Origin of the sequence: Cellulomonas massiliensis JC225 (assembly GCF_000312005.1) — a bacterium.
Lineage (GTDB): Bacteria > Actinomycetota > Actinomycetes > Actinomycetales > Cellulomonadaceae > Cellulomonas > Cellulomonas massiliensis.
In genome coordinates this window covers 2,995,277-3,014,153 of sequence record NZ_HE978588.1, presented here as the reverse complement: position 1 = coordinate 3,014,153, position 18,877 = coordinate 2,995,277, and the positions used below count along the sequence as shown (strand labels likewise).

18 protein-coding genes are annotated in these 18,877 nt (G+C 75.5%); 10 read left to right on the top strand and 8 right to left on the bottom strand.

Annotated features, from left to right (window positions below; translation table 11 throughout):
* Nucleotides 1-8: 8 nt before the first annotated feature.
* Nucleotides 9-767, top strand: a complete 759-nt coding sequence (dapB, locus tag HGCM_RS14215) for a 4-hydroxy-tetrahydrodipicolinate reductase (protein WP_019137499.1) — start codon at nucleotides 9-11, stop codon at nucleotides 765-767.
* Nucleotides 764-1,225, top strand: coding sequence for a hypothetical protein (locus HGCM_RS14210; protein WP_019137498.1), 462 nt, complete (start codon nucleotides 764-766; stop codon nucleotides 1,223-1,225). Before dapB ends, HGCM_RS14210 begins: the two co-directional genes overlap by 4 nt.
* A 27-nt stretch (nucleotides 1,226-1,252) precedes the next feature.
* Here the strand turns inward: HGCM_RS14210 and HGCM_RS14205 are convergent, their stop codons facing one another.
* The 5 genes from HGCM_RS14205 to HGCM_RS14185 form a co-directional block, all read right to left on the bottom strand.
* The gene (locus tag HGCM_RS14205) at nucleotides 1,253-1,795 is read right to left on the bottom strand and encodes a GNAT family N-acetyltransferase (RefSeq protein WP_019137497.1); all 543 of its coding nucleotides are present in this window, start codon (nucleotides 1,793-1,795) and stop codon (nucleotides 1,253-1,255) included.
* Nucleotides 1,795-2,415: a TIGR00645 family protein gene (locus HGCM_RS18395; protein WP_019137496.1), complete on the bottom strand. Its 621-nt coding sequence runs from the start codon at nucleotides 2,413-2,415 to the stop codon at nucleotides 1,795-1,797. The genes HGCM_RS14205 and HGCM_RS18395 overlap by 1 nt, the downstream gene beginning before the upstream one ends.
* Nucleotides 2,416-2,506: 91 nt before the next feature.
* Nucleotides 2,507-2,815 carry an AzlD domain-containing protein gene (locus HGCM_RS14195; RefSeq protein ID WP_019137495.1) on the bottom strand — a complete coding sequence of 103 codons (309 nt, stop codon included), beginning with the start codon at nucleotides 2,813-2,815 and terminating at the stop codon, nucleotides 2,507-2,509.
* Nucleotides 2,812-3,546, bottom strand: coding sequence for an AzlC family ABC transporter permease (locus tag HGCM_RS18390; RefSeq protein ID WP_019137494.1), 735 nt, complete (start codon nucleotides 3,544-3,546; stop codon nucleotides 2,812-2,814). The genes HGCM_RS14195 and HGCM_RS18390 overlap by 4 nt, the downstream gene beginning before the upstream one ends.
* A gap of 61 nt (nucleotides 3,547-3,607) precedes the next feature.
* Nucleotides 3,608-5,095, bottom strand: a complete 1,488-nt coding sequence (locus HGCM_RS14185; RefSeq protein WP_019137493.1) for an NAD-dependent succinate-semialdehyde dehydrogenase — start codon at nucleotides 5,093-5,095, stop codon at nucleotides 3,608-3,610.
* Nucleotides 5,096-5,118: 23 nt separating this feature from the next.
* Between HGCM_RS14185 and HGCM_RS14180 the strand changes: the two genes are divergently transcribed.
* The 4 genes from HGCM_RS14180 to HGCM_RS14165 are packed head-to-tail and all read left to right on the top strand — an operon-like array spanning nucleotide 5,119 to nucleotide 9,216.
* On the top strand, nucleotides 5,119-6,030 hold the full coding sequence (locus tag HGCM_RS14180; protein WP_019137492.1) for a thymidylate synthase: 912 nt from the start codon (nucleotides 5,119-5,121) through the stop codon (nucleotides 6,028-6,030).
* Entirely contained in the window at nucleotides 6,027-6,545 is a 519-nt protein-coding gene (locus HGCM_RS14175; RefSeq protein ID WP_019137491.1) for a dihydrofolate reductase, read from the top strand. The genes HGCM_RS14180 and HGCM_RS14175 overlap by 4 nt, the downstream gene beginning before the upstream one ends.
* 47 nt (nucleotides 6,546-6,592) lie before the next feature.
* Nucleotides 6,593-7,507, top strand: coding sequence for a 4-hydroxy-tetrahydrodipicolinate synthase (gene dapA, locus HGCM_RS14170; protein ID WP_019137490.1), 915 nt, complete (start codon nucleotides 6,593-6,595; stop codon nucleotides 7,505-7,507).
* A 23-nt stretch (nucleotides 7,508-7,530) separates the two neighbouring features.
* Entirely contained in the window at nucleotides 7,531-9,216 is a 1,686-nt protein-coding gene (locus HGCM_RS14165; protein WP_019137489.1) for a ribonuclease J, read from the top strand.
* A gap of 187 nt (nucleotides 9,217-9,403) precedes the next feature.
* Here HGCM_RS14165 and HGCM_RS14160 read toward each other — a convergent pair whose 3' ends face one another.
* Nucleotides 9,404-10,339 (bottom strand): DMT family transporter, encoded by a 936-nt coding sequence (locus HGCM_RS14160; protein WP_019137488.1) that lies wholly within the window; start codon nucleotides 10,337-10,339, stop codon nucleotides 9,404-9,406.
* A gap of 76 nt (nucleotides 10,340-10,415) precedes the next feature.
* A complete protein-coding gene (locus HGCM_RS14155) occupies nucleotides 10,416-11,585 on the bottom strand; it encodes a DNA glycosylase AlkZ-like family protein (RefSeq protein ID WP_051016229.1) in 1,170 nt (389 codons plus the stop codon).
* A 127-nt stretch (nucleotides 11,586-11,712) separates the two neighbouring features.
* Here HGCM_RS14155 and HGCM_RS14150 point away from each other — a divergent pair, with 127 nt between their 5' ends.
* Both HGCM_RS14150 and HGCM_RS14145 read left to right on the top strand, forming a co-directional pair.
* Nucleotides 11,713-14,409 carry an FtsK/SpoIIIE family DNA translocase gene (locus HGCM_RS14150; protein ID WP_019137486.1) on the top strand — a complete coding sequence of 899 codons (2,697 nt, stop codon included), beginning with the start codon at nucleotides 11,713-11,715 and terminating at the stop codon, nucleotides 14,407-14,409.
* A complete protein-coding gene (locus HGCM_RS14145; RefSeq protein ID WP_019137485.1) occupies nucleotides 14,406-16,625 on the top strand; it encodes a putative bifunctional diguanylate cyclase/phosphodiesterase in 2,220 nt (739 codons plus the stop codon). The genes HGCM_RS14150 and HGCM_RS14145 overlap by 4 nt, the downstream gene beginning before the upstream one ends.
* Before the next feature lie 33 nt (nucleotides 16,626-16,658).
* Here the strand turns inward: HGCM_RS14145 and HGCM_RS14140 are convergent, their stop codons facing one another.
* Nucleotides 16,659-17,963, bottom strand: coding sequence for a CapA family protein (locus HGCM_RS14140; RefSeq protein WP_019137484.1), 1,305 nt, complete (start codon nucleotides 17,961-17,963; stop codon nucleotides 16,659-16,661).
* A 156-nt stretch (nucleotides 17,964-18,119) separates the two neighbouring features.
* Between HGCM_RS14140 and pgsA the strand changes: the two genes are divergently transcribed.
* Together pgsA and HGCM_RS19150 are read left to right on the top strand one after the other, a co-directional pair.
* On the top strand, nucleotides 18,120-18,740 hold the full coding sequence (pgsA, locus tag HGCM_RS14135; RefSeq protein ID WP_019137483.1) for a CDP-diacylglycerol--glycerol-3-phosphate 3-phosphatidyltransferase: 621 nt from the start codon (nucleotides 18,120-18,122) through the stop codon (nucleotides 18,738-18,740).
* Nucleotides 18,737-18,877, top strand: a 141-nt coding sequence (locus HGCM_RS19150) for a CinA family protein (protein WP_147573278.1), incomplete at its 3' end; no start/stop codon positions are given. The genes pgsA and HGCM_RS19150, both read left to right, overlap by 4 nt.

Here is an 18,877-nt window from a genome sequence, read left to right as displayed (position 1 = left end):
GGGCTCCCGTGACGGAGCGCATCAGGGTCGCGGTGCTGGGCGCCGCCGGGCGGGTCGGGTCCACGATGGTGTCGGCGGTCGAGCAGGCCGACGACCTCGAGCTCGTCGCGGCGCTCGACGCCGGGGACGACCTCGCCACGCTCGCCGCCGCCGGCGCGCAGGTCGCGATCGACTTCACGGTGCCGTCGTCGACCGAGGCGAACGTCCACGCGCTCGTCGACGCCGGGATCCACGCCGTCGTCGGCACCACGGGCTGGGACGACGCGTCGCTGGGCCGCGTGCGCGACCACCTCGCCGACCGCCCGGGGGTGGGCGTGCTCGTCGCGCCGAACTTCGCGCTCGGGGCGGTCCTGGCGATGTCGTTCGCCGCGCAGGCCGCCCGGTGGTTCGAGTCGGTCGAGGTGGTCGAGCTGCACCACCCGGACAAGGTCGACGCGCCGTCGGGCACGGCGCGGCACACGGCCGCGGGCATCGCCGCCGCCCGTGCCGCCGCCGGCCTCGGCCCCGGCCCGGACGCCACGTCCCAGCAGCTCGACGGCGCGCGCGGGTCGGTCGTCGACGGCGTGCACGTGCACGCGGTCCGGCTGCGCGGGCTCGTCGCGCACGAGGAGATCCTCCTCGGCAACCCGGGGGAGATGCTGACGATCCGGCACGACTCGTTCGACCGCGTGAGCTTCGTGCCGGGCGTGCTGCTCGGCGTTCGCCGGGTCGCCGGGCTGCCGGGGCTCACGGTCGGGCTCGAGCACCTGCTCGACCTGCCGCGATGAGCCGCTCGCGCGCCGTCGCGACGGCCGGCGCGGTGGCGCTGACGGCGCTGCTGGCGCTCTACGTCTGGCTCGTGGCGGTCCGTGCGGTGGCGCTGGTGCGCACGGGTGAGCCCGTGGCGGTCGTCATGGGCGTGGCGCTGCTGGTGCTGCCGCTGCTCGTCGTCGGGCTCATCGTGCGCGAGTGGCTGCTCGCGGTCGAGGTGCAGCGCATGGCCGACGAGCTCGCCGCCGCCGACGAGCTGCCGGTCGACGACCTGCCCCGCTCGCCGGGCGGCCGGATCGACCGCGCCGCGGCGCGGGCGGCGTTCGAGGGCGCGCGCGAGCGGGTCGACGCCGCCCCGGACGACTGGCGGGTCTGGTACCACGTGGCGTTCGCGTACGACGCGGCGGGCGACCGCTCCCGCGCGCGGGAGTCGCTGCGGCGCGCGGCCCGGCTGCACCGCGCCCGCACCCGCTGAGGGACGCCGCGCCGCGCCGCGGGGCGCTCAGATCGAGGCCCACCAGCGGTGCTCGGTGACGACTCGCTCCGTCCCGTCCGGCTGCGTGCCGGACGCCAGGGTGCGCGTCGTGCCGTCCGGCCCCAGGCCGGCGCCGCCGAGGAACTCCTCCCGGGCCGTGTCGCCGTCGAGCACCCACGTCTGCACCTGGTCGGCGCCCTGCTCGCGCAGCAGGTCCACGCACGCCGCGAGCAGCCGCGAGCCGTGCCCGGCCCGCTGCTGCACCGGCTGGACCTCGAGGGCCAGCACGACGCCGCCCGGCGGCTCGTCGTCGATGGTCGCGAACGCCGCGAACCCCACGACCGTCGGGCCGTCGCACGCCACGAGGACCCGGTGGCCGCTCGGGGGAGCGGAGACCGCCGCCGCCCACTGGGTGCGGACGGCGTCGAGGTCGAGCAGGTCGAGGGCGTCTCCGAGGGCCGCCCCGTGGGCCGCACGCCACGCGCTCACCTGGATGCGGGCGATCGCGTCCTCGTCGCCCGGCACCGCCGGGCGGACCGAGACGTCGGCGGCCTCGCGCAGCAGGTCCATCACCGTGCCGCCGGGGCGCGGTCGGGCTCGGCGACGGGAGCCGCGGCCTTCGACGGGTGCTTGACCGACATCCGGTCGATCTGCGCGAGGGCCAGGGCCGAGACGATGAACGCGAGGTGGATGAGCGTCTGCCACAGGAGCGCCTTCTCCCCGGACGGCTCGTGCAGCGTGTCGCCGGCCTCGATGAAGCTGGCGAGCAGGTGGATGGACGAGATGCCGATGATCGACATCGCGAGCTTCGTCTTGAGGACGTTCGCGTTCACGTGCGAGAGCCACTCGGGCTGGTCGGGGTGGTCGTCGAGCCGGATCCGGGAGACGAACGTCTCGTAGCCGCCGATGATCACCATGATGAGCAGGTTCGCGATCATGACGACGTCGACCAGCCCCAGGACGGCGATGATCATCGTCCCCTCGTCGAACACGACCTCCTCGCCGTGGCTGGTCGTGTGCCCCGTGAACAGCCCCACGCCGAGGTCCCACAGCGACGTCATGAACTGCCAGACGTAGAACGCCTGCGCCACGATGAGGCCGAGGTACAGCGGCAGCTGGAGCCACCGCGACATGAAGATCAGCGAGCCGAACGGGGATCGGCGCAGCGTGGCAGGGGTGGCCTGGGCCATCGGTCCTCCGGGGTGGCGGGGGCCGCGCGCGGGGGCGGCCTCGTCGTCGGGCGAGGGTATCAACGCGCGGACCGGCGCCCCGGTGCCCGCGTCACGGCATCCCGAGCGCCCGCAGGCCCGCGGCCGTGAGCGCCGCGAGCACCACCACGACGACGAACGGGGCGCGCAGGACCAGGGCGACCGCGGCGACGGCGAGCGCCGGGAGCCGGGCGTCGACGACGACCTCCCGGCCGGTCGTGAGCGCCTGGACGGCGACGAGCGCGGACAGCAGCGCGACGGTCACGAGCGCCGCCGTGCGGGCCACGCGGGGCTGCGCCAGCCAGTGCTCGGGCACCAGGTGCCCCGCGAGCTTGAGCCCGAAGCAGACGGCCGAGGCCGCCACGATCGCGAACCAGGTCACGAGCCACCTCCGGAGGCGCGCGCCTCCTCGTCGTCGGGCGCCACGTCGTCCGGGCCGGGGCGCACGAGCATCCCCACGAGGATGGCGACGGCGGCCGCGCTGAGCACGGGGACGCCCGGGGGGACCACGGGGGTCAGGGCGAGCGCGACGACGACCGCGGCGCCCGCGACGAGCCTCGCCAGCCGCCCGGTGGCACCGCCGAGCCGTGGCCACACGAGCGCGAGGAACGCGGCAGCCGCCGCGGCGTCGAGGCCGTAGCGACGCGGGTCGCCGAGCGCGTCGCCGAGCAGCGCGCCGACGAGCGTGAACGCGTTCCACAGGACGAAGACGCCGGCGCCGGTCCACCAGAAGCCCGCGCGCGCGGCCGGCCCGGCCCGGTGCGCGGTGGCGACGGCGGTCGACTCGTCGATGGTCAGGTGCGCCGCGAGCGGCCGCCGCCAGCCGTGCGCGCCCAGCAGCGGGGCGACCTGCGGCCCGTAGAGGCCGTTGCGGACGCCGAGCAGCCCCGCGGTGGCGATGGCGGCACCCGGCCCGCCCGCCCCGACGACACCGATGAAGGCGAACTGCGACCCGCCGGAGAACATCAGCAGCGACAGGGCCATCGTCTGCGCGAGGTCGAGACCGGCCGCCACGGAGAGCGCGCCGAACGAGACGCCGTACAGCCCCGTCGCGACCGAGACGGAGACGGCCTGCCGGACGGCTGCCCGTGTCTCGTCGTCCCGCCTCGCCACAGCGCGCACTGTAGGCACACCGCCGCGGACGGTGCGCCCTGCGCCCAGCGGCCGGCCGGGGTCAGAGGGCGACGTACACCGGGTCGAGGTACTCCTCGATCCCCGCGGCGCCACCCTCGCGGCCGAGCCCCGAGTGCTTGACGCCGCCGAACGGGGCGCTGGCGTCGGAGACCATCCCGCGGTTGACGCCGAGCATGCCCGCCTCGACCTCCTCGGCCAGGCGCATGACGCGGCCGACGTCACGGGTGTACGCGTAGGCGACCAGCCCGAAGGGGGTCGCGTTCGCGAGCGCGACGGCCTCGGCCTCGTCGCCGAACGTGAGGACGGGGGCGACGGGCCCGAAGATCTCCTCGGTCACCAGCCGGTCCTCCCGCCCGACGCGGTCCACGACGGTCGGGCGGTAGAAGTACCCCCGGCCCCGCGGGCGGTCACCGCCGACGCGCACGCGGGCGCCGCCGTCGACCGCTTCGGCGACGACCTGCTCCACCCGGTCCACCGCGTCCGCCTCGATGAGGGGCCCGACCGTCGTCCCCTCGGCGGCGCCGTGCCCGACGACGAGGCCCTCGAACGCCCGCGTGAGCCGGTCCGTGAACTCCGCGGCGACCCCCTCCTGGACCAGGAAGCGGTTGGCGGCGACGCACGTCTGGCCGGAGTTGCGCATCTTCGCGGCGACCGCCCCCTCGACCGCCGCGTCGAGGTCGGCGTCGTCGAACACGAGGAAGGGCGCGTTGCCGCCCAGCTCCATCGACGTGCGCAGGATGTTCGGTGCCGCCTGCTCGAGCAGGCGCGCGCCGACCTCCGTGGACCCGGTGAACGAGAGCTTGCGCAGGCGCGGGTCGGCGAGGAGCGGTCCGGAGACGCGGCGGGCGGACGACGAGGGCACGACGTTGACCACGCCTGTGGGCAGCCCGCGGGCCTCGAGCTGCGCGCGCACCACCTCGGCGACGTACGCGGTGGTGAGCGGCGTCAGCTGCGCGGGCTTCACGACGACCGTGCACCCGGCCGCGAGCGCGGGGGCGAGCTTGCGGGCCACCATCGCGATGGGGAAGTTCCACGGCGTGACGAGCAGCGCCGGGCCGACCGGGCGCCGCAGCACGAGCTGGTGGTTGCCGCCCGCCGGCGCCCGGCGCGCGAGCCCGTCCACCCGGACCGCCTCCTCGGCGTACCAGCGCACGTAGTCCGCGCCGTACGCGACCTCCGCACGCGACTCCGCGAGCGGCTTGCCGCCCTCGGCGGTGATGAGCGCGGCGATGTCGTCGGCCCGCGCGGTGAGCGTCTCGTACACCGCGCGCAGGAGCTCCGAGCGCTCGCGGGGGGCGACGTGGCGCCACTCCTCGGCGCAGTCGGCCGCGGCGCCGAGGGCGTCGAGCGCGTCCTGCTCCGTGCCGTCCGCGACGTCGAAGAGGACCTCGGTCGTGGCCGGGTCGGCCACGGGGAACGTGCCGCCGCCGGAGGAGGGGCGCCAGCGGCCGCCGACGAGGACCCCGGTCGGCACGTGGGCCGCGACGGTGGGGGGCAGGGCGGTGGCGGACGTCGCCGAGGATGTCATCGTGGGACCGACCGTTCTGTGGGATGGAGCGCGGGGCGCCGGGGCGCGAGGACGGCGACGCGCGGGCCGGCGCCGCCCCGGGGTGCCTGCGCCGGCGGTCGGCGCGCGCGGCCTACGATGACCGCGTGAGCGAGCAGATCGTCGAGACGCCCTACGAGGACCTCCTGCGGCTCGTCCTCGCGACCGGGACGCCCAAGGCGGACCGCACCGGCACGGGCACCCGCAGCGTGTTCGGGCACCAGATGCGGTTCGACCTGTCCCACGGCTTCCCTCTCGTCACGACGAAGCGCGTGCACCTGCGTTCCATCGTGCACGAGCTCCTGTGGTTCCTGCGCGGCGAGTCGAACGTCGCCTCCCTGCGGGAGGCGGGCGTGACGATCTGGGACGAGTGGGCCGACGCGGACGGCGAGCTCGGCCCCGTGTACGGCGTGCAGTGGCGCTCGTGGCCCACGCCCGACGGCGGGCACGTCGACCAGATCACGCAGCTGCTCGAGAACCTGCGGCGTGACCCCGACTCGCGACGGCACATCGTCTCCGCCTGGAACGTGGCCGACATCCCGTCCATGGCGCTCGCGCCCTGCCACGCGTTCTTCCAGTTCTACGTCGCCGACGGCCGGCTCTCGTGCCAGCTGTACCAGCGCTCCGCCGACCTGTTCCTCGGCGTGCCGTTCAACATCGCGTCGTACGCGCTGCTGACCCACATGGTGGCGCAGCAGACCGACCTCGAGGTCGGCGACTTCGTGTGGACCGGCGGCGACTGCCACATCTACGACAACCACGTCGACCAGGTGCGGGAGCAGCTGACGCGCGAGCCGTACCCGGCCCCCACGCTGCGCCTGCGCAAGGCGCCCTCGCTGTTCGACTACCGGTTCGAGGACGTCGAGGTCGTCGGCTACCAGCACCACCCCGCCATCAAGGCGCCGGTGGCGGTGTGACGCTCGCCCTCGTCTGGGCGCAGAGCCCGACCGGGGTCATCGGCGTCGACGGCGCGCTGCCCTGGCGCGTGCCGGAGGACATGGCGCACTTCCGTGCGCTCACCACGGGGCACCCGGTCGTCATGGGCCGCGCCACGTGGGACTCGCTCCCCGAGCGGTTCCGTCCGCTGCCGGGCCGCACCAACGTCGTCCTCAGCCGCGACCCCGCGACCAGGGCCCCCGGCGCGGTGGTCGCGGTGAGCCTGGCGGACGCGCTCGCGGCCGCCCGCGCCGAGGACGAGGAGGTCTGGGTGATCGGCGGGGGAGCGGTCTACGCCCTCGCGCTGCCGTCCGCGGACCGCGTCGAGATCACGGTCGTCGACGTGGACGTCGAGGGGGACACGCACGCCCCCGTGCTCGGCGAGGCGTTCGCGCTCGCGGACGCGTCACCGGCCGACGGCTGGCACACCTCCACCGGGGGCCTGCGGTACCGCTTCGAGTCCTACCGCCGCGTGCCGGACGCACCCGCCCGCTGACCGGGCGGCCGCCTCCGCCGTCCGGGTGAGGGCGGTACGGTGGCCCCATGCGTCCGACCTCCGCCGCCCGACCCTTCGGAGCCGTCCTCACCGCGATGGTCACGCCGATGCGCACCGACGGCGCGGTCGACTTCGACACCACGGTCCGGCTGGCGCGCCACCTCGTCGACCACGGCCACGACGGCCTCGTCCTGCACGGGACCACCGGTGAGAGCCCGACCACGCACACGCCCGAGAAGGCCGAGGTCATCCGCGCGGTGGTCGACGCGGTCGGCGACCGCGCCACGATCCTCGCGGGGGCGGGCTCCAACGACACGCTGCACGCGATCCGGATGGCCGAGCAGGCTGCCGAGGCCGGCGCGCACGGGCTGCTCGTCGTGGCGCCGTACTACTCGCGCCCCTCGCAGCAGGGCGTGGTGCGGCACGTGACCGCCGTCGCCGACTCGACCGACCTGCCCGTCATGCTCTACGACGTCCCCGGCCGCACGGCCGTGCGGCTCGCCCCCGCCACGATCGAGGCGATCGCGGCCCACGAGAAGGTCGTCGCGGTGAAGGACGCCACCGGCGACGTCGTCGCCGCCGCGCGGGCGATCGAGCGCACCGGCCTGGCGTACTACGCCGGCGACGACAGCATGCTGCTCCCGCTGCTGGCGGTGGGCGGCGTGGGCATCGTGTCGGTCGTCGGGCACGTCGCCGGCGAGCGCCTCGCTGCGCTGGTCCGCGCCTGGGACGCACGGGACACCGCCGAGGCGCTGCGCCTGTTCCGCTCCCTGCTGCCCGCGGTCGAGGCCGTCAACGGCGCCGGTTTCCAGACCGTGCACGCCAAGGCCGCCCTCGAGGTGCTCGGCGTGCTGCCCAACCGCCACGTCCGCCTGCCCCTCGTGCCCGCCGGTGACGACGAGCTCGACGCGATCCGAGCGCAGCTGGTGGCCGCCGGGCTGCTGGACGTCGCCGTCCGCTGAACCACCCGAACACAGGAGACTCCTTGAGCCACCCGCACCCCGAGCTCGGCCTGCCGCCGCAGCTCCCGTCCGGTGCCCTGCGCGTCGTCGCCCTCGGGGGCCTCGGCGAGGTCGGCCGCAACATGGCGGTCCTCGAGCACGAGGGCCGGCTGCTGGTCATCGACTGCGGCGTGCTGTTCCCCGAGGACCACCAGCCCGGCGTCGACCTGATCCTCCCGGACTTCGACTACATCCGGGACCGGCTCGACGACATCGAGGCGATCGTCCTCACGCACGGGCACGAGGACCACATCGGCGCCGTGCCGTACCTGCTGCGCCTGCGCCGCGACATCCCGCTGGTCGGCTCGCAGCTCACGCTCGCGTTCGTCGAGGCGAAGCTCAAGGAGCACCGCATCCAGCCGCTGACCCTCGCCGTGCGCGAGGGGCAGGTCGAGCGCCTCGGCGTGTTCGAGTGCGAGTTCGTCGCCGTCAACCACTCGATCCCCGACGCGCTCGCCGTCGCGGTCCGCACCGGTGCGGGCACCGTCCTGCACACGGGCGACTTCAAGATGGACCAGCTGCCGCTCGACGGCCGCATCACCGACCTGCGGGCGTTCGCGCGGCTCGGCGAGCAGGGCGTGGACCTGTTCATGGTCGACTCCACCAACGCCGAGGTGCCCGGGTTCGTCGCGCAGGAGCGCGGGATCGGCCCGGTGCTCGACTCGGTGTTCGCCGAGTCGACGAAGCGCATCATCGTCGCGTCGTTCGCGTCGCACGTGCACCGGGTCCAGCAGGTGCTCGACGCTGCCGCTGCCCACGGGCGCAAGGTGGCGCTCGTCGGCCGCTCGATGGTCCGCAACATGGCCATCGCGTCCGACCTCGGCTACCTCAAGGTGCCCGACGGCGTGGTCGTCGACCTCAAGCAGGTGGACGGCCTGCCCGACGACGAGGTGGTGCTCATGTGCACCGGCTCGCAGGGCGAGCCGATGGCCGCGCTGTCCCGGATCGCCAACAACGACCACAAGGTGTCCGTCGGCCCCGGCGACACCGTGATCCTCGCGTCGTCGCTCATCCCCGGGAACGAGAACGCGGTGTACCGCGTGATCAACGGGCTCACGCGCCTCGGCGCGCGCGTCGTGCACTCGGGCAACGCGAAGGTGCACGTCAGTGGGCACGCGAGCGCAGGCGAGCTGCTCTACTGCTACAACATCCTGCGACCGCGCAACGTCATGCCGGTGCACGGCGAGGTGCGCCACCTCGTCGCGAACGCCGCCCTGGCCGTCCAGACGGGCGTGCCGGCCGACCGGGTCGTGCTCGCCGAGGACGGCGTCGTCGTGGACCTCGTCGACGGGGTCGCGAAGGTCGTCGGTGCGGTGCCGTGCGGGTACGTGTACGTCGACGGCTCGAGCGTCGGCGGGATCACCGAGGCGGAGCTCAAGGACCGCCGGATCCTCGGCGACGAGGGCTTCATCTCGATCTTCGCCGTGGTGAGCTCGGCCGACGGCAAGGTGCTCGCCGGGCCGCAGATCCACGCGCGCGGCTTCGCCGAGCAGGACGAGGTGTTCGAGGACATCCTCCCCGACCTCACGCGCGCGCTCGAGGAGGCCGCGGCGCAGGGCGCCGTCGACACGCACCAGCTGCAGCAGGTGATGCGCCGCGTCGTCGGCCGCTGGGTGTCGAACCGGCTGCGGCGCCGGCCGATGATCATCCCCGTGGTGGTCGAGGCCTGACCCGGAGCGCAGTGGACGGACCGGGTCGCGCAGCGGCCTGGGCCGGGAGCGGAGCGCAGGGGCGGGCCGACCGACGACTCGAGGCCTGACCCGGAGCGGAGCGGACGGACCGGGTCGCGCAGCGGCCTGGGCCGGGAGCGGAGCGCAGGGGCGGGCCGACCGACGACTCGAGGCCTGAGCCTGGTCGTCACTGCGGGGCGCGCGCGGGCTCCTCGGGCTCGGGGTTGAGGAGCGCGGCGTCGGCCGGGTCGGGGACGGGCGCGCCGGTGGCGGGCGAGCCGCGCCGCGACGCGGCGGCGGACCCGACGAGGATGAGCACCATGGCCGCGAGGACGCCCCACGTGAGGGGCTCGTCGAGGACGAGCGCGCCCAGCGTCACGGCGACGAGCGGGTTGAGGTAGGCGACGAGCGTGGAGCGCGCGCCGCCGACCTCGGCGATGAGCCCGAAGAACAGCACGAAGGCGAGGGCCGTGCAGACGGCCCCGAGGGCGACGAGGGAGAGGACCGCGGGCGTGCCGGGGACGGGGTGCGGCCCCGTCAGCAGGTACACGGGCAGGTAGCCGAGCGCGGTCATGCCGAGGCACGCGGTCGTCAGCGGGATCGTGGGGACGCCCTGCAGGCGCCGCTCGGCGATGATCGGCGCGACGGCGTACCCGACGGCGGCGAGCAGCACCTGCGCGACGGCCCACGGGTCGTCGGCCGCGGCGCCGGGCCCCAGCAGCAGCGCGACGCCACCGAGGCCCACGGCGAGCCCGACCCAGCGCACGAGCGCGACGCGCCGGCGGTCGACCAGGCGGCCCGCCACCACGGCGATGATCGGGACGGTCGCGACCAGCAGGCCCGTCGTCGAGCTCGTGAGCGTCCGCTCGGCGTTCGAGAGCAGGAACCACGGCCCGACGATCTCCAGCACTGCGAACGCGACGACCGCGGGCCAGTGGCCGCGCAGCACCCGCAGCCCGCCGGCGCGCAGCGCGAACGGCAGCAGCAGGAGCGCGCCGACGCCGGTGCGGGCGAGGACGACGCCGACCGGCGAGACGTCCTGCACCGCCACCTTGATCAGCAGGTAGGGCACGCCCCAGACGACGCCCATGGTCAGCAGCAGGACCCACCCTCGACGGCTCACGGCCAGACGGTACGCCCGCGGACCGACACGCCTCGTCGCGCGTCCACGCCGGCCGCCCGGACCGGGTGGCGCCGGCTCAGCCGGCGGACAGTCCGCGGAACGCGGCGAGCCGCGCGTGCTCGCGCTCGACCCCCGCGGTGGTGGCCGCGTCCCAGGGGACCCACGGGTCGAGCTCGAGGCCGAGCCGGCGCCCACGGGTGCGGGGACGCCAGGTGCCGACGACCTCCCCGTCGACGAGCACGGCGCCGGGGCGGCCCAGCACGGGCCACAGGGCCTTCCGCCGCGCCGCGTCGGGCACCAGCAGGTCGCGGTCCCGTCCCTGCAGGTAGAGGTCGTAGGGCCCGAGCAGCCGGACGAGCGGCTCGTCGGCGACGTCCTCGTGCACCTGCAGCGCCGCCGCGTCGGCCGGCAGCGCGCCGGACCGGCGGCCGTCGACCTCGACCTCCACGGCGTCGGACGGCCAGCGCCGCCGCACGTCCGCCAGCGGCGCGTCGAGGAGCTCGGCGGCCTGCTTCGGCGTCATGGGCCCGAGCAGGTGGAGCAGGAGCCGCACGACGTCGTGCTCGCCGTCGGGCTCGTCGTCGGCACGCTCGACCTGGCCGACCTGCTCCGGGGGCCAGCCGGGGACGGGCCGCAGGACGGGCGGCGACGTGCCGGGCACGAGCTCCAGGCCGGCGTGCAGGGCCGGCAGCCGGAACGACTGCTCGTAGAGGTGGGTCGCGCCGCACGGCCGGCACCAGCGGGTGTACGGCTCGCCGAGCTCGGCGGTCAGCAGCGTCGAGAGCTCGCCCTTCACGACCGGCTCGCGCACCAGCGCGCGCTGCGCGGCGGCGACACGGGCCCAGGCGTCGAGCGGCCGCAGCCCGGCGGCCCGCCACGGGCGCGAGGCGTCGAGCACCCGGCGGGCGGCGTCGTCGTCGGAGAACGGACGCAGCGCCCGCTGGACGGACGGCAGGTCCGCGCGCCGGTAGAGGTGGGGCGCGCCCCGCAGCGTCCACGCGAGCGCGAGCTCCTCCGGAAAGGCGCCGGCGCGCACGGGCACCCCGCGCACCGCCAGCGCCCACAGCGAGCCGTCCGGGCCGGTGTCCTGCACGCCGACCGCGAGCACGTCTGCGTCCGTCGGACCGGCCGCGCTGCCCGCCGGCCGGTCGAGCTGCTGCACGCGCACGCGGTGCCGCAGCACGGCGGCCCGCGTCACCGGCGCGGCCGCCCCGGGACCGGGCCGCGTCCTCGTCGACGTGGTCATGCCCCGACCCTGCCACGGGGCACGGACACGCCGCGTCGGACCGCGGCGGCGCGCGAACCGCACCGAGGTGCCCGGACACGGCACGGCGTACCCCTGCCCGGGCGGGTGCGCCGCTACCGTGAGGACCATGGCGACCCGTACGACTCCTCGGACGCGCTCGGGCGCGCCCGCCGCGCGGGGCGCCCGCACCTCGGGCTCGGCCGGCAAGCCGCGCAGCACGGCCAAGGGCTCGACGCGCCCCTCGGCCCGCGCGCCGCAGCCGCCGACCCGGCCGGCGCTGCCGGTGCGCATCGTGCGCGGCATCTGGATGGGTGGCGCCCACCTCGTCGGCGGCGCCGCCCGGCACCTCGGCAACGGGGCCCGCGACCTCGACCCGGCGCACCGTCGGGACGGCCTCGCGTTCACGTTCCTCGCGCTCGCCGTCGTCGTGGCCGCGCAGGAGTGGTGGGGGCTGTCCGGCACGGCCGGCACCGTGGTCCACGCCGCCGTGGCCGGCGCGGTCGGCGCGCTGAGCGTCCTCGCACCACTCGTCCTGCTGGCGATCGCGGTCCGGCTCATGCGGCACCCCGAGCGCGTGCAGGCGAACGGGCGCATGGGGATCGGGCTCACGGCCCTGCTCGTGGCGGTCTGCGGGATCGTCCAGGTCTCCCGCGGCGTGCCCGGCACGGACGACTGGCCGCACCTGCTGCGTGCCGGCGGGCTGGTCGGGCTGGCGGTGGCGAACCCGCTGTCGAGCCTGCTGGGCAGCGTCGTCACGGTGATCCTGCTCGTCCTGCTCGCGTTCTTCGCCGTCCTCGTCCTGACCGCCACGCCCGTGCACCAGATCGTCCCGCGCCTGCGGGCCGGCTGGGCCTTCGTGACCGGGCACCGCGAGAGCGACGAGCCCGGCGAGGACGACGACGAGCCGCTCGTCATCAACGCGGGCCACACCGCCGTCGAGGAGCCGGAGCCCCGGACGCGCAAGCGGCTGCGGCTGCCCACCCGCCGCCGCGCCGCGGAGCCGGGCGACGAGACGTCCGACGAGCTGCTCGACCACTACGACGCCGACGAGGCGTTCCGGCGGGCCGCGCTCGTCGCGGCGGCCGAGGAGGCCGACGCCGGCGCGGACGACGTCACCGAGGTGCTCGGCGCGGACCCCGACGCCGTCACGGCGCCGGTCGCGACCGTCCCCGGGCCGCGCAAGCCGGTCGAGCCGCCGCCCGCCCGCGGCGTGCCGCGCGGCGGCGAGCAGCCGACCCTGGAGGGCGACGTCCTGTACGTCCTGCCCGCCGAGGACGTGCTCGCCAAGGGCGCGCCGCACAAGGTCCGCTCGGCCGCCAACGACCGGGTCGTCGACTCGCTGACCAACGTGCTCGAGCAGTTCGAGATCGACGCCAAGGTCACGGGCTTCACGCGCGGCCCGACCGTCACGCGCTACGAGGTCGAGCTCGGCCCCGGCGTGAAGGTGGAGCGCGTCACGGCGCTGTCGAAGAACATCGCCTACGCGGTCGCGAGCGCCGACGTGCGGATCCTGTCGCCCATCCCGGGCAAGTCCGCCATCGGCATCGAGATCCCGAACACCGACCGCGAGACCGTCTCCCTCGGCGACGTGCTGCGCTCGAGCGCGGCCAAGCGCTCCGAGCACCCGATGGTGATCGGCGTCGGCAAGGACGTCGAGGGCGGCTACGTCGTCGCGAACCTCGCCAAGATGCCGCACCTGCTCGTGGCCGGTGCGACCGGCGCGGGCAAGTCCTCGTTCGTCAACTCGATGATCGTCTCGATCCTCATGCGCTCGACGCCGGACGAGGTGCGCATGGTGCTCGTCGACCCCAAGCGGGTCGAGCTGACGATCTACGAGGGCATCCCGCACCTCATCACGCCGATCATCACCAACCCGAAGAAGGCCGCCGAGGCGCTCGAGTGGGTCGTGCGCGAGATGGAGGCGCGCTACGACGACCTCGCGCACTTCGGGTTCAAGCACGTCGACGACTTCAACGCGGCCGTCCGTGCCGGCAAGGTCAAGCCGCTGCCGGGGTCGGAGCGCAAGATCGCGGCCTACCCGTACCTGCTCGTGATCGTCGACGAGCTCGCGGACCTCATGATGGTCGCGCCGCGCGACGTCGAGGCGTCGATCCAGCGGATCACGCAGCTCGCGCGCGCCGCGGGCATCCACCTCGTGCTCGCGACGCAGCGGCCGTCCGTGGACGTCGTCACGGGCCTCATCAAGGCGAACGTGCCGTCACGCCTCGCGTTCGCGACCAGCTCCCTCGCGGACTCCCGGGTCGTCCTCGACCAGCCGGGCGCCGAGAAGCTCATCGGCCAGGGCGACGCGCTCTTCCTGCCGATGGGCAGCGCCAAGCCGATGCGCACGCAGGGCGCCTGGGTCGCGGAGTCGGAGATCCACGCGGTCGTCGAGCACGTCAAGACGCAGGCCAAGCCGACGTACCGGCCGGACGTCGCGCAGGCGCCGGCGAAGAAGCAGGTGGACGAGGACATCGGCGACGACCTCGACCTGCTGCTGCAGGCCGCGGAGCTCGTCGTGACGACCCAGTTCGGCTCCACGTCGATGCTGCAGCGCAAGCTCCGCGTGGGCTTCGCCAAGGCCGGCCGGCTGATGGACCTGCTCGAGTCGCGCGAGATCGTCGGGCCGTCCGAGGGGTCGAAGGCCCGCGAGGTGCTCGTGCAGCCGGACGACCTGCCCGGCACGCTCGCGATGCTGCGGGGCGAGCCCGGTGCCGAGGAGGACGAGGGCCTGCCGGGCGACCCGCCGGTGGCCCACGACTACTTCGACGGCGCGGACGAGGACGAGGACGACGCCGGGCGCTGGTCCGGCGGATCCCGGTGACCCTGCCGTCCGAGGCCGGCTTCGCCGGCCCGGGGGACGGGTCGTTCGCCGTCGTCGCCGTCATCGCGGTGATCGCGATCGTGGCGCTGCTGGCGGTGCTCGTCCTCCTGCAGCGCCAGCGCCGTGAGGTCGCCCGGGCCAACGAGCTGCTCGGCCTCTCGCGCCAGCTGCGCCGGCGCTACGACGCCCTCCAGGCCGTCACGCGCGAGGGCGTGCTCGTCACCTCGCTCGGCGGCGCGGTGCTCGACCTCAGCGAGCGCGCGGCCGCCATCCTCGGCCTCGAGCCGGCCGTGAGCGTCGGGCGCCAGCTGTCGGACCTGCCGCTCGTGCTCGTCAACGAGCAGGGCCTCGCGATGAACCCGTCGGCCGTCCTCGGGCACCGTCAGGGCGGGCACCACACGGGGTACACCGTCGACTCCGCGCTCGTCGGCGTCGTGCTGCCCGGCACCGCGGGGACCCAGGCCCGGATGGTCCAGGTGTCCAGCCAGCTCGTGGCGGCGGGCGACGGGGACGACGACGCGGTGCTCACCACGCTCGTCGACGTGACCGGCCGGCGCGAGGTCGAGGCGGCGCTCATCCGCTCCGAGATGCAGTTCCGCGTCGCCATGGAGAACGCGCCCATCGGCATGGCGCTCGTCGACCTCGACTGGTGCATCGTCGAGGCGAACGCGGCGTTCGCGGACCTGCTCGCGACGACCGTGGGCGCCCTGCGCGGCTACCCGATGGAGGACCTGTCCACCGCCGAGACGCGCGCGTCCGAGCGGCTCGAGGTCGACCGCCTGCTCGGCGGGGGCCAGCACCGGTTCTCGATGGAGAAGCGCTACCAGCGCGCCGACGGCCACCTCGTGTGGGTGGTCCTGGACGCGGCGCTCGTGCGCACGGCGGACGGGCGCCCCGACCACTTCGTCGTCCAGGTGCGCGACTCGACCGAGACGCGCCTGCAGGCCGAGATGCTCACGCACCGCGCGATGCACGACCCGCTCACCGGGCTGGCCAACCGCACGCTGCTGCAGGAGGTGCTGCAGTCGGTGCTGGAGCAGCCCGGGGTCGTCGACCGCGTCGCCGTGCTCGCCTGCGACCTCGACGGCTTCAAGGAGATCAACGACCGCTACGGCCACGCGGCGGGCGACGAGGTGCTCGTCCACGTCGCGGGCGTCCTGCGCGCGGCGACCGCGCGGCGCGGGACGGTGGCGCGGCTCGGCGGCGACGAGTTCGTCGTGGTCGTGCAGGACCCCGACGGCCCCAAGGCGGTGTTCGAGGTCGCCGCCGCGGTGCACGCGGGCCTGCAGGAGCCCGTCCGCGTCGGCCGACGGCGGCTCAGCGTGGGCGCGTCGGTCGGCATCGCGCTCGCCGAGCCCGAGACCGTCGAGGGCGGCGCCCCGGCGATGCTCGCGGCGGCGGACGCCGCGCTCTACCGCGCGAAGGCGGCGGGCCGCGGCCGCACCGAGGTGTACGACCACTCGATGAGCCGGGGCTCCGGGCTCGAGCTCTCGCGCGAGCTGGCCGACGCGCTGGCCGAGGGGCAGCTCGTCGTGCACTACCAGCCCATCGTCGACCTGGCCGACCAGCGCGTCGTCGGGTACGAGGCGCTGGTGCGCTGGCAGCACCCGACCCGGGGCCTGCTGCTGCCGTCGGCGTTCCTCTCGGCGGCGCAGGAGGCCGGCATCACCGTGCCGCTCGGGCAGTTCGTCGCGGCGCAGGTCGTCGAGTTCGTGGCCTCGCACCCGGACCCGACCCGGTGGGTGTCGATCAACGTCTCCGCCGACCAGCTGGGCGACGGGGAGTTCGCGACGACCGTGCTCGCGGAGATCTCGCGCCGGCGCGTGACCGCCGGCCGGATCGTCGTCGAGCTCATCGAGTCCTCGCTCGTCGCGTCGGGCACGCGCATCCGGCACGAGCTCACGCAGCTGTCGGCCGCCGGCGTGCCGATCCTCCTCGACGACTTCGGCACGGGGGTCTCGCCGCTGTCGTACCTGCGCGACCTGCCCGTGGCGGGGGTGAAGCTGGACATGTCGTTCACGTCCGGCATCCCGGAGGACCCGACGGCGGGCAAGGTCGCGCGGGCGCTGGGAGCGCTCGCACGCGAGCTGACGATGGTGACGATCGCCGAGGGCATCGAGCACGTGGAGCAGGCGGAGTTCCTGCACGCGAACGGGTGGCGCTACGGGCAGGGCTGGATGTTCGGCGGCGCCCAGCCGCCCGCGTCGCTGCTCTGACGAGCCGGCCGGCGCTCCCGCCGGACGGCTCGCTCAGCCGCCCGTGCGCTCGACGACGACGGCCGCAGGGCCGCTCGGCGTCACGGGCTCCGTGCGCTCGGGCGCCGCGTCGCCCGCGGCGGCGACGACGCGCTCCGTGCGCGAGCGGACGGCCTGCGCGGACAGGCGGCCGGCGCCGTCGGTGATCTCGGGGAGCGCGTAGACGCGGTGCCCGCCGACCCGGTCGACGGTGATCGGCGTCCACTCCACGCCGGTCACCCGCGCCGGCCCCGCCTCGCGACCCTCGGCCGGGAAGGCCCCCGGGCTCGACACGTGGGCGGTGAGCAGCAGCCCCGAGTCGGTCTTGGGGGAGCAGCAGTCGGAGTCCTGGTTGGACAGGAAGTTCCCGAGCCCGTACGCGACCCACATCCCGGCACCGCCCGGCCCTCCGTCGAGCCGCGCGACGGGCTGGGGCACGTGCGCGTGGTGGCCGATGACGAGGTCGATCTGGCCCGAGTCCGCCAGCGCCTGGTCCATCGCGGCCTGCTCGTCGGTCGGCTCGGTGCGGTACTCGACGCAGCAGTGCACGCTCGCGACGACGAGGTCGGCGCCCGCGGCGCGCGCCGCACGGGCCTGCTCGACGAGGGCCGGCACGTCGATGAGGCTCACCGACCACGGCTTGCCCTCGGGGACGGGCATGCCGTTGGTCCCGTAGGTGGCCGACAGGTGGGCGACGGTGATCGTCTGCCCCGCGCGCTCGAGACGGTAGAGCTGCGGCTGGTCCGCCTCCGCCTCGGACCGGGCCGTCCCCACGTGCCCCATGCCGGCGGCGTCGAGCGCGTCCAGGGTGGCGTCGACCCCGGCGAAGCCCTTGTCCACCGAGTGGTTCGAGGCCGTGGAGCAGCCGTCCCAGCCCTGGTCGTGCAGCGCGGGGACGAGCGAGGCGGGGGCCGCGAACAGCGGGTACCCGCTCACCGTCGTCCCGGGCGGCGCGACGGGGACCTCCAGGTGGCACAGCGCGAGGTCGGCACCCTCGACCCAGGGCCGCAGCGGGTCGAGCAGCGCGCCCCAGCCGCCCGCCTTCTCCGCGCTGCGCACGACCGGCACGTGGGCGAGCACGTCCCCGCCCGCGACGATCGTGAACGACGCGTCCGGATCGGCGGTCGGCGTCGGGGTGGGCGTCGGCGACGGCTCCGGCGAGGCGACGACGCGCGTCGGGCCCGAGGTCGCCGCCGTGGACGCGGACCAGGGCTGGAGCGCGACCGCGACCCCGGCCGTGCAGGCGGCGACGAGCGCGACCGAGGCCAGGAGCGCGACCAGCGCCGGGCGCGGCGGGTGCCGTCGGACGTGGCGGGTCACGGGGTGAGGGTAGTGGGCGGGCGTGTGCGACCGGGGCCGCCGTCCGGTTCGCCCCGGTCCGGGCCGCGCGGCGCCCGGAGGCCGGCCCGCGTCCGCGCGGGCGCCACCGGATCGCGCCTGGACGGTGCCGCCGGTGCGCACGCCTAGGCTGGGTCCGTGAGCGACGTCCCCGCCCCCGCGCCGAGCGCGTGGAACCTGGCGAACGTACTGACGGCCGGACGCGTGCTGCTGGTGCCGTTCTTCGCCTGGGCGATGCTGGTCGAGTCGGGCGACAGCGTGGCGGGCCGGCTGGTCGCCGCCGCCGTGTTCGCCCTGGCCGCGCTCACGGACCGGTTCGACGGCTGGTGGGCGCGCCGCACCGGCCAGGTCACGGACCTCGGCAAGCTGCTCGACCCGATCGCCGACAAGCTCCTCGTGGGCACGGCGCTCGTGCTGCTCTCCGCGCTGGGCGACCTCTGGTGGTGGGTGACGATCGTCATCCTCGTGCGTGAGCTCGGCATCACGGTCATGCGCTTCTTCCTGCTCCGGTACGTGGTCCTGCCGGCCTCGCGCGGCGGGAAGGTCAAGACCGTCCTGCAGACCGTGGCGATCGGCCTGTACGTCCTGCCGCTCTTCGCGCTGCCGGCGTGGGTCGGCACGCTGGCGGCGGTGGCCATGGCGGCCGCCCTGGTGGTGACCGTCGTGACGGGGATCGACTACGTGCGCGTCGCCGTGCGGATCGTCCGGACCGCCGCGCCCGGCGCGACGCGCGCCGCGCGCGCCCGGGACGCCTCGTGAGCACGCCCGCGGGCGCGCCGCCGACGGCGGCTCTCCTGCTGGACGCCGCACGCGCGCGCGGCTGGACGCTCGCGGTCGCCGAGTCGCTCACCGGCGGGCTCGTCTGCGCGACGCTCGTCGACGTGCCGGGCGCCTCC

What these genes read in the sequence shown, in the direction of transcription:
- HGCM_RS14210 (WP_019137498.1), top strand. Translation starts at nt 764, where the DNA reads ATGAGCCGCTCGCGCGCCGTCGCGACGGCCGGCGCGGTGGCGCTGACG.
- HGCM_RS14205 (WP_019137497.1), bottom strand. Translation starts at nt 1,795, where the DNA reads ATGGACCTGCTGCGCGAGGCCGCCGACGTCTCGGTCCGCCCGGCGGTG.
- HGCM_RS18395 (WP_019137496.1), bottom strand. Translation starts at nt 2,415, where the DNA reads ATGGCCCAGGCCACCCCTGCCACGCTGCGCCGATCCCCGTTCGGCTCG.
- HGCM_RS14185 (WP_019137493.1), bottom strand. Translation starts at nt 5,095, where the DNA reads ATGACATCCTCGGCGACGTCCGCCACCGCCCTGCCCCCCACCGTCGCG.
- HGCM_RS14180 (WP_019137492.1), top strand. Translation starts at nt 5,119, where the DNA reads ATGGAGCGCGGGGCGCCGGGGCGCGAGGACGGCGACGCGCGGGCCGGC.
- dapA (WP_019137490.1), top strand. Translation starts at nt 6,593, where the DNA reads ATGCGTCCGACCTCCGCCGCCCGACCCTTCGGAGCCGTCCTCACCGCG.
- HGCM_RS14155 (WP_051016229.1), bottom strand. Translation starts at nt 11,585, where the DNA reads ATGACCACGTCGACGAGGACGCGGCCCGGTCCCGGGGCGGCCGCGCCG.
- HGCM_RS14150 (WP_019137486.1), top strand. Translation starts at nt 11,713, where the DNA reads ATGGCGACCCGTACGACTCCTCGGACGCGCTCGGGCGCGCCCGCCGCG.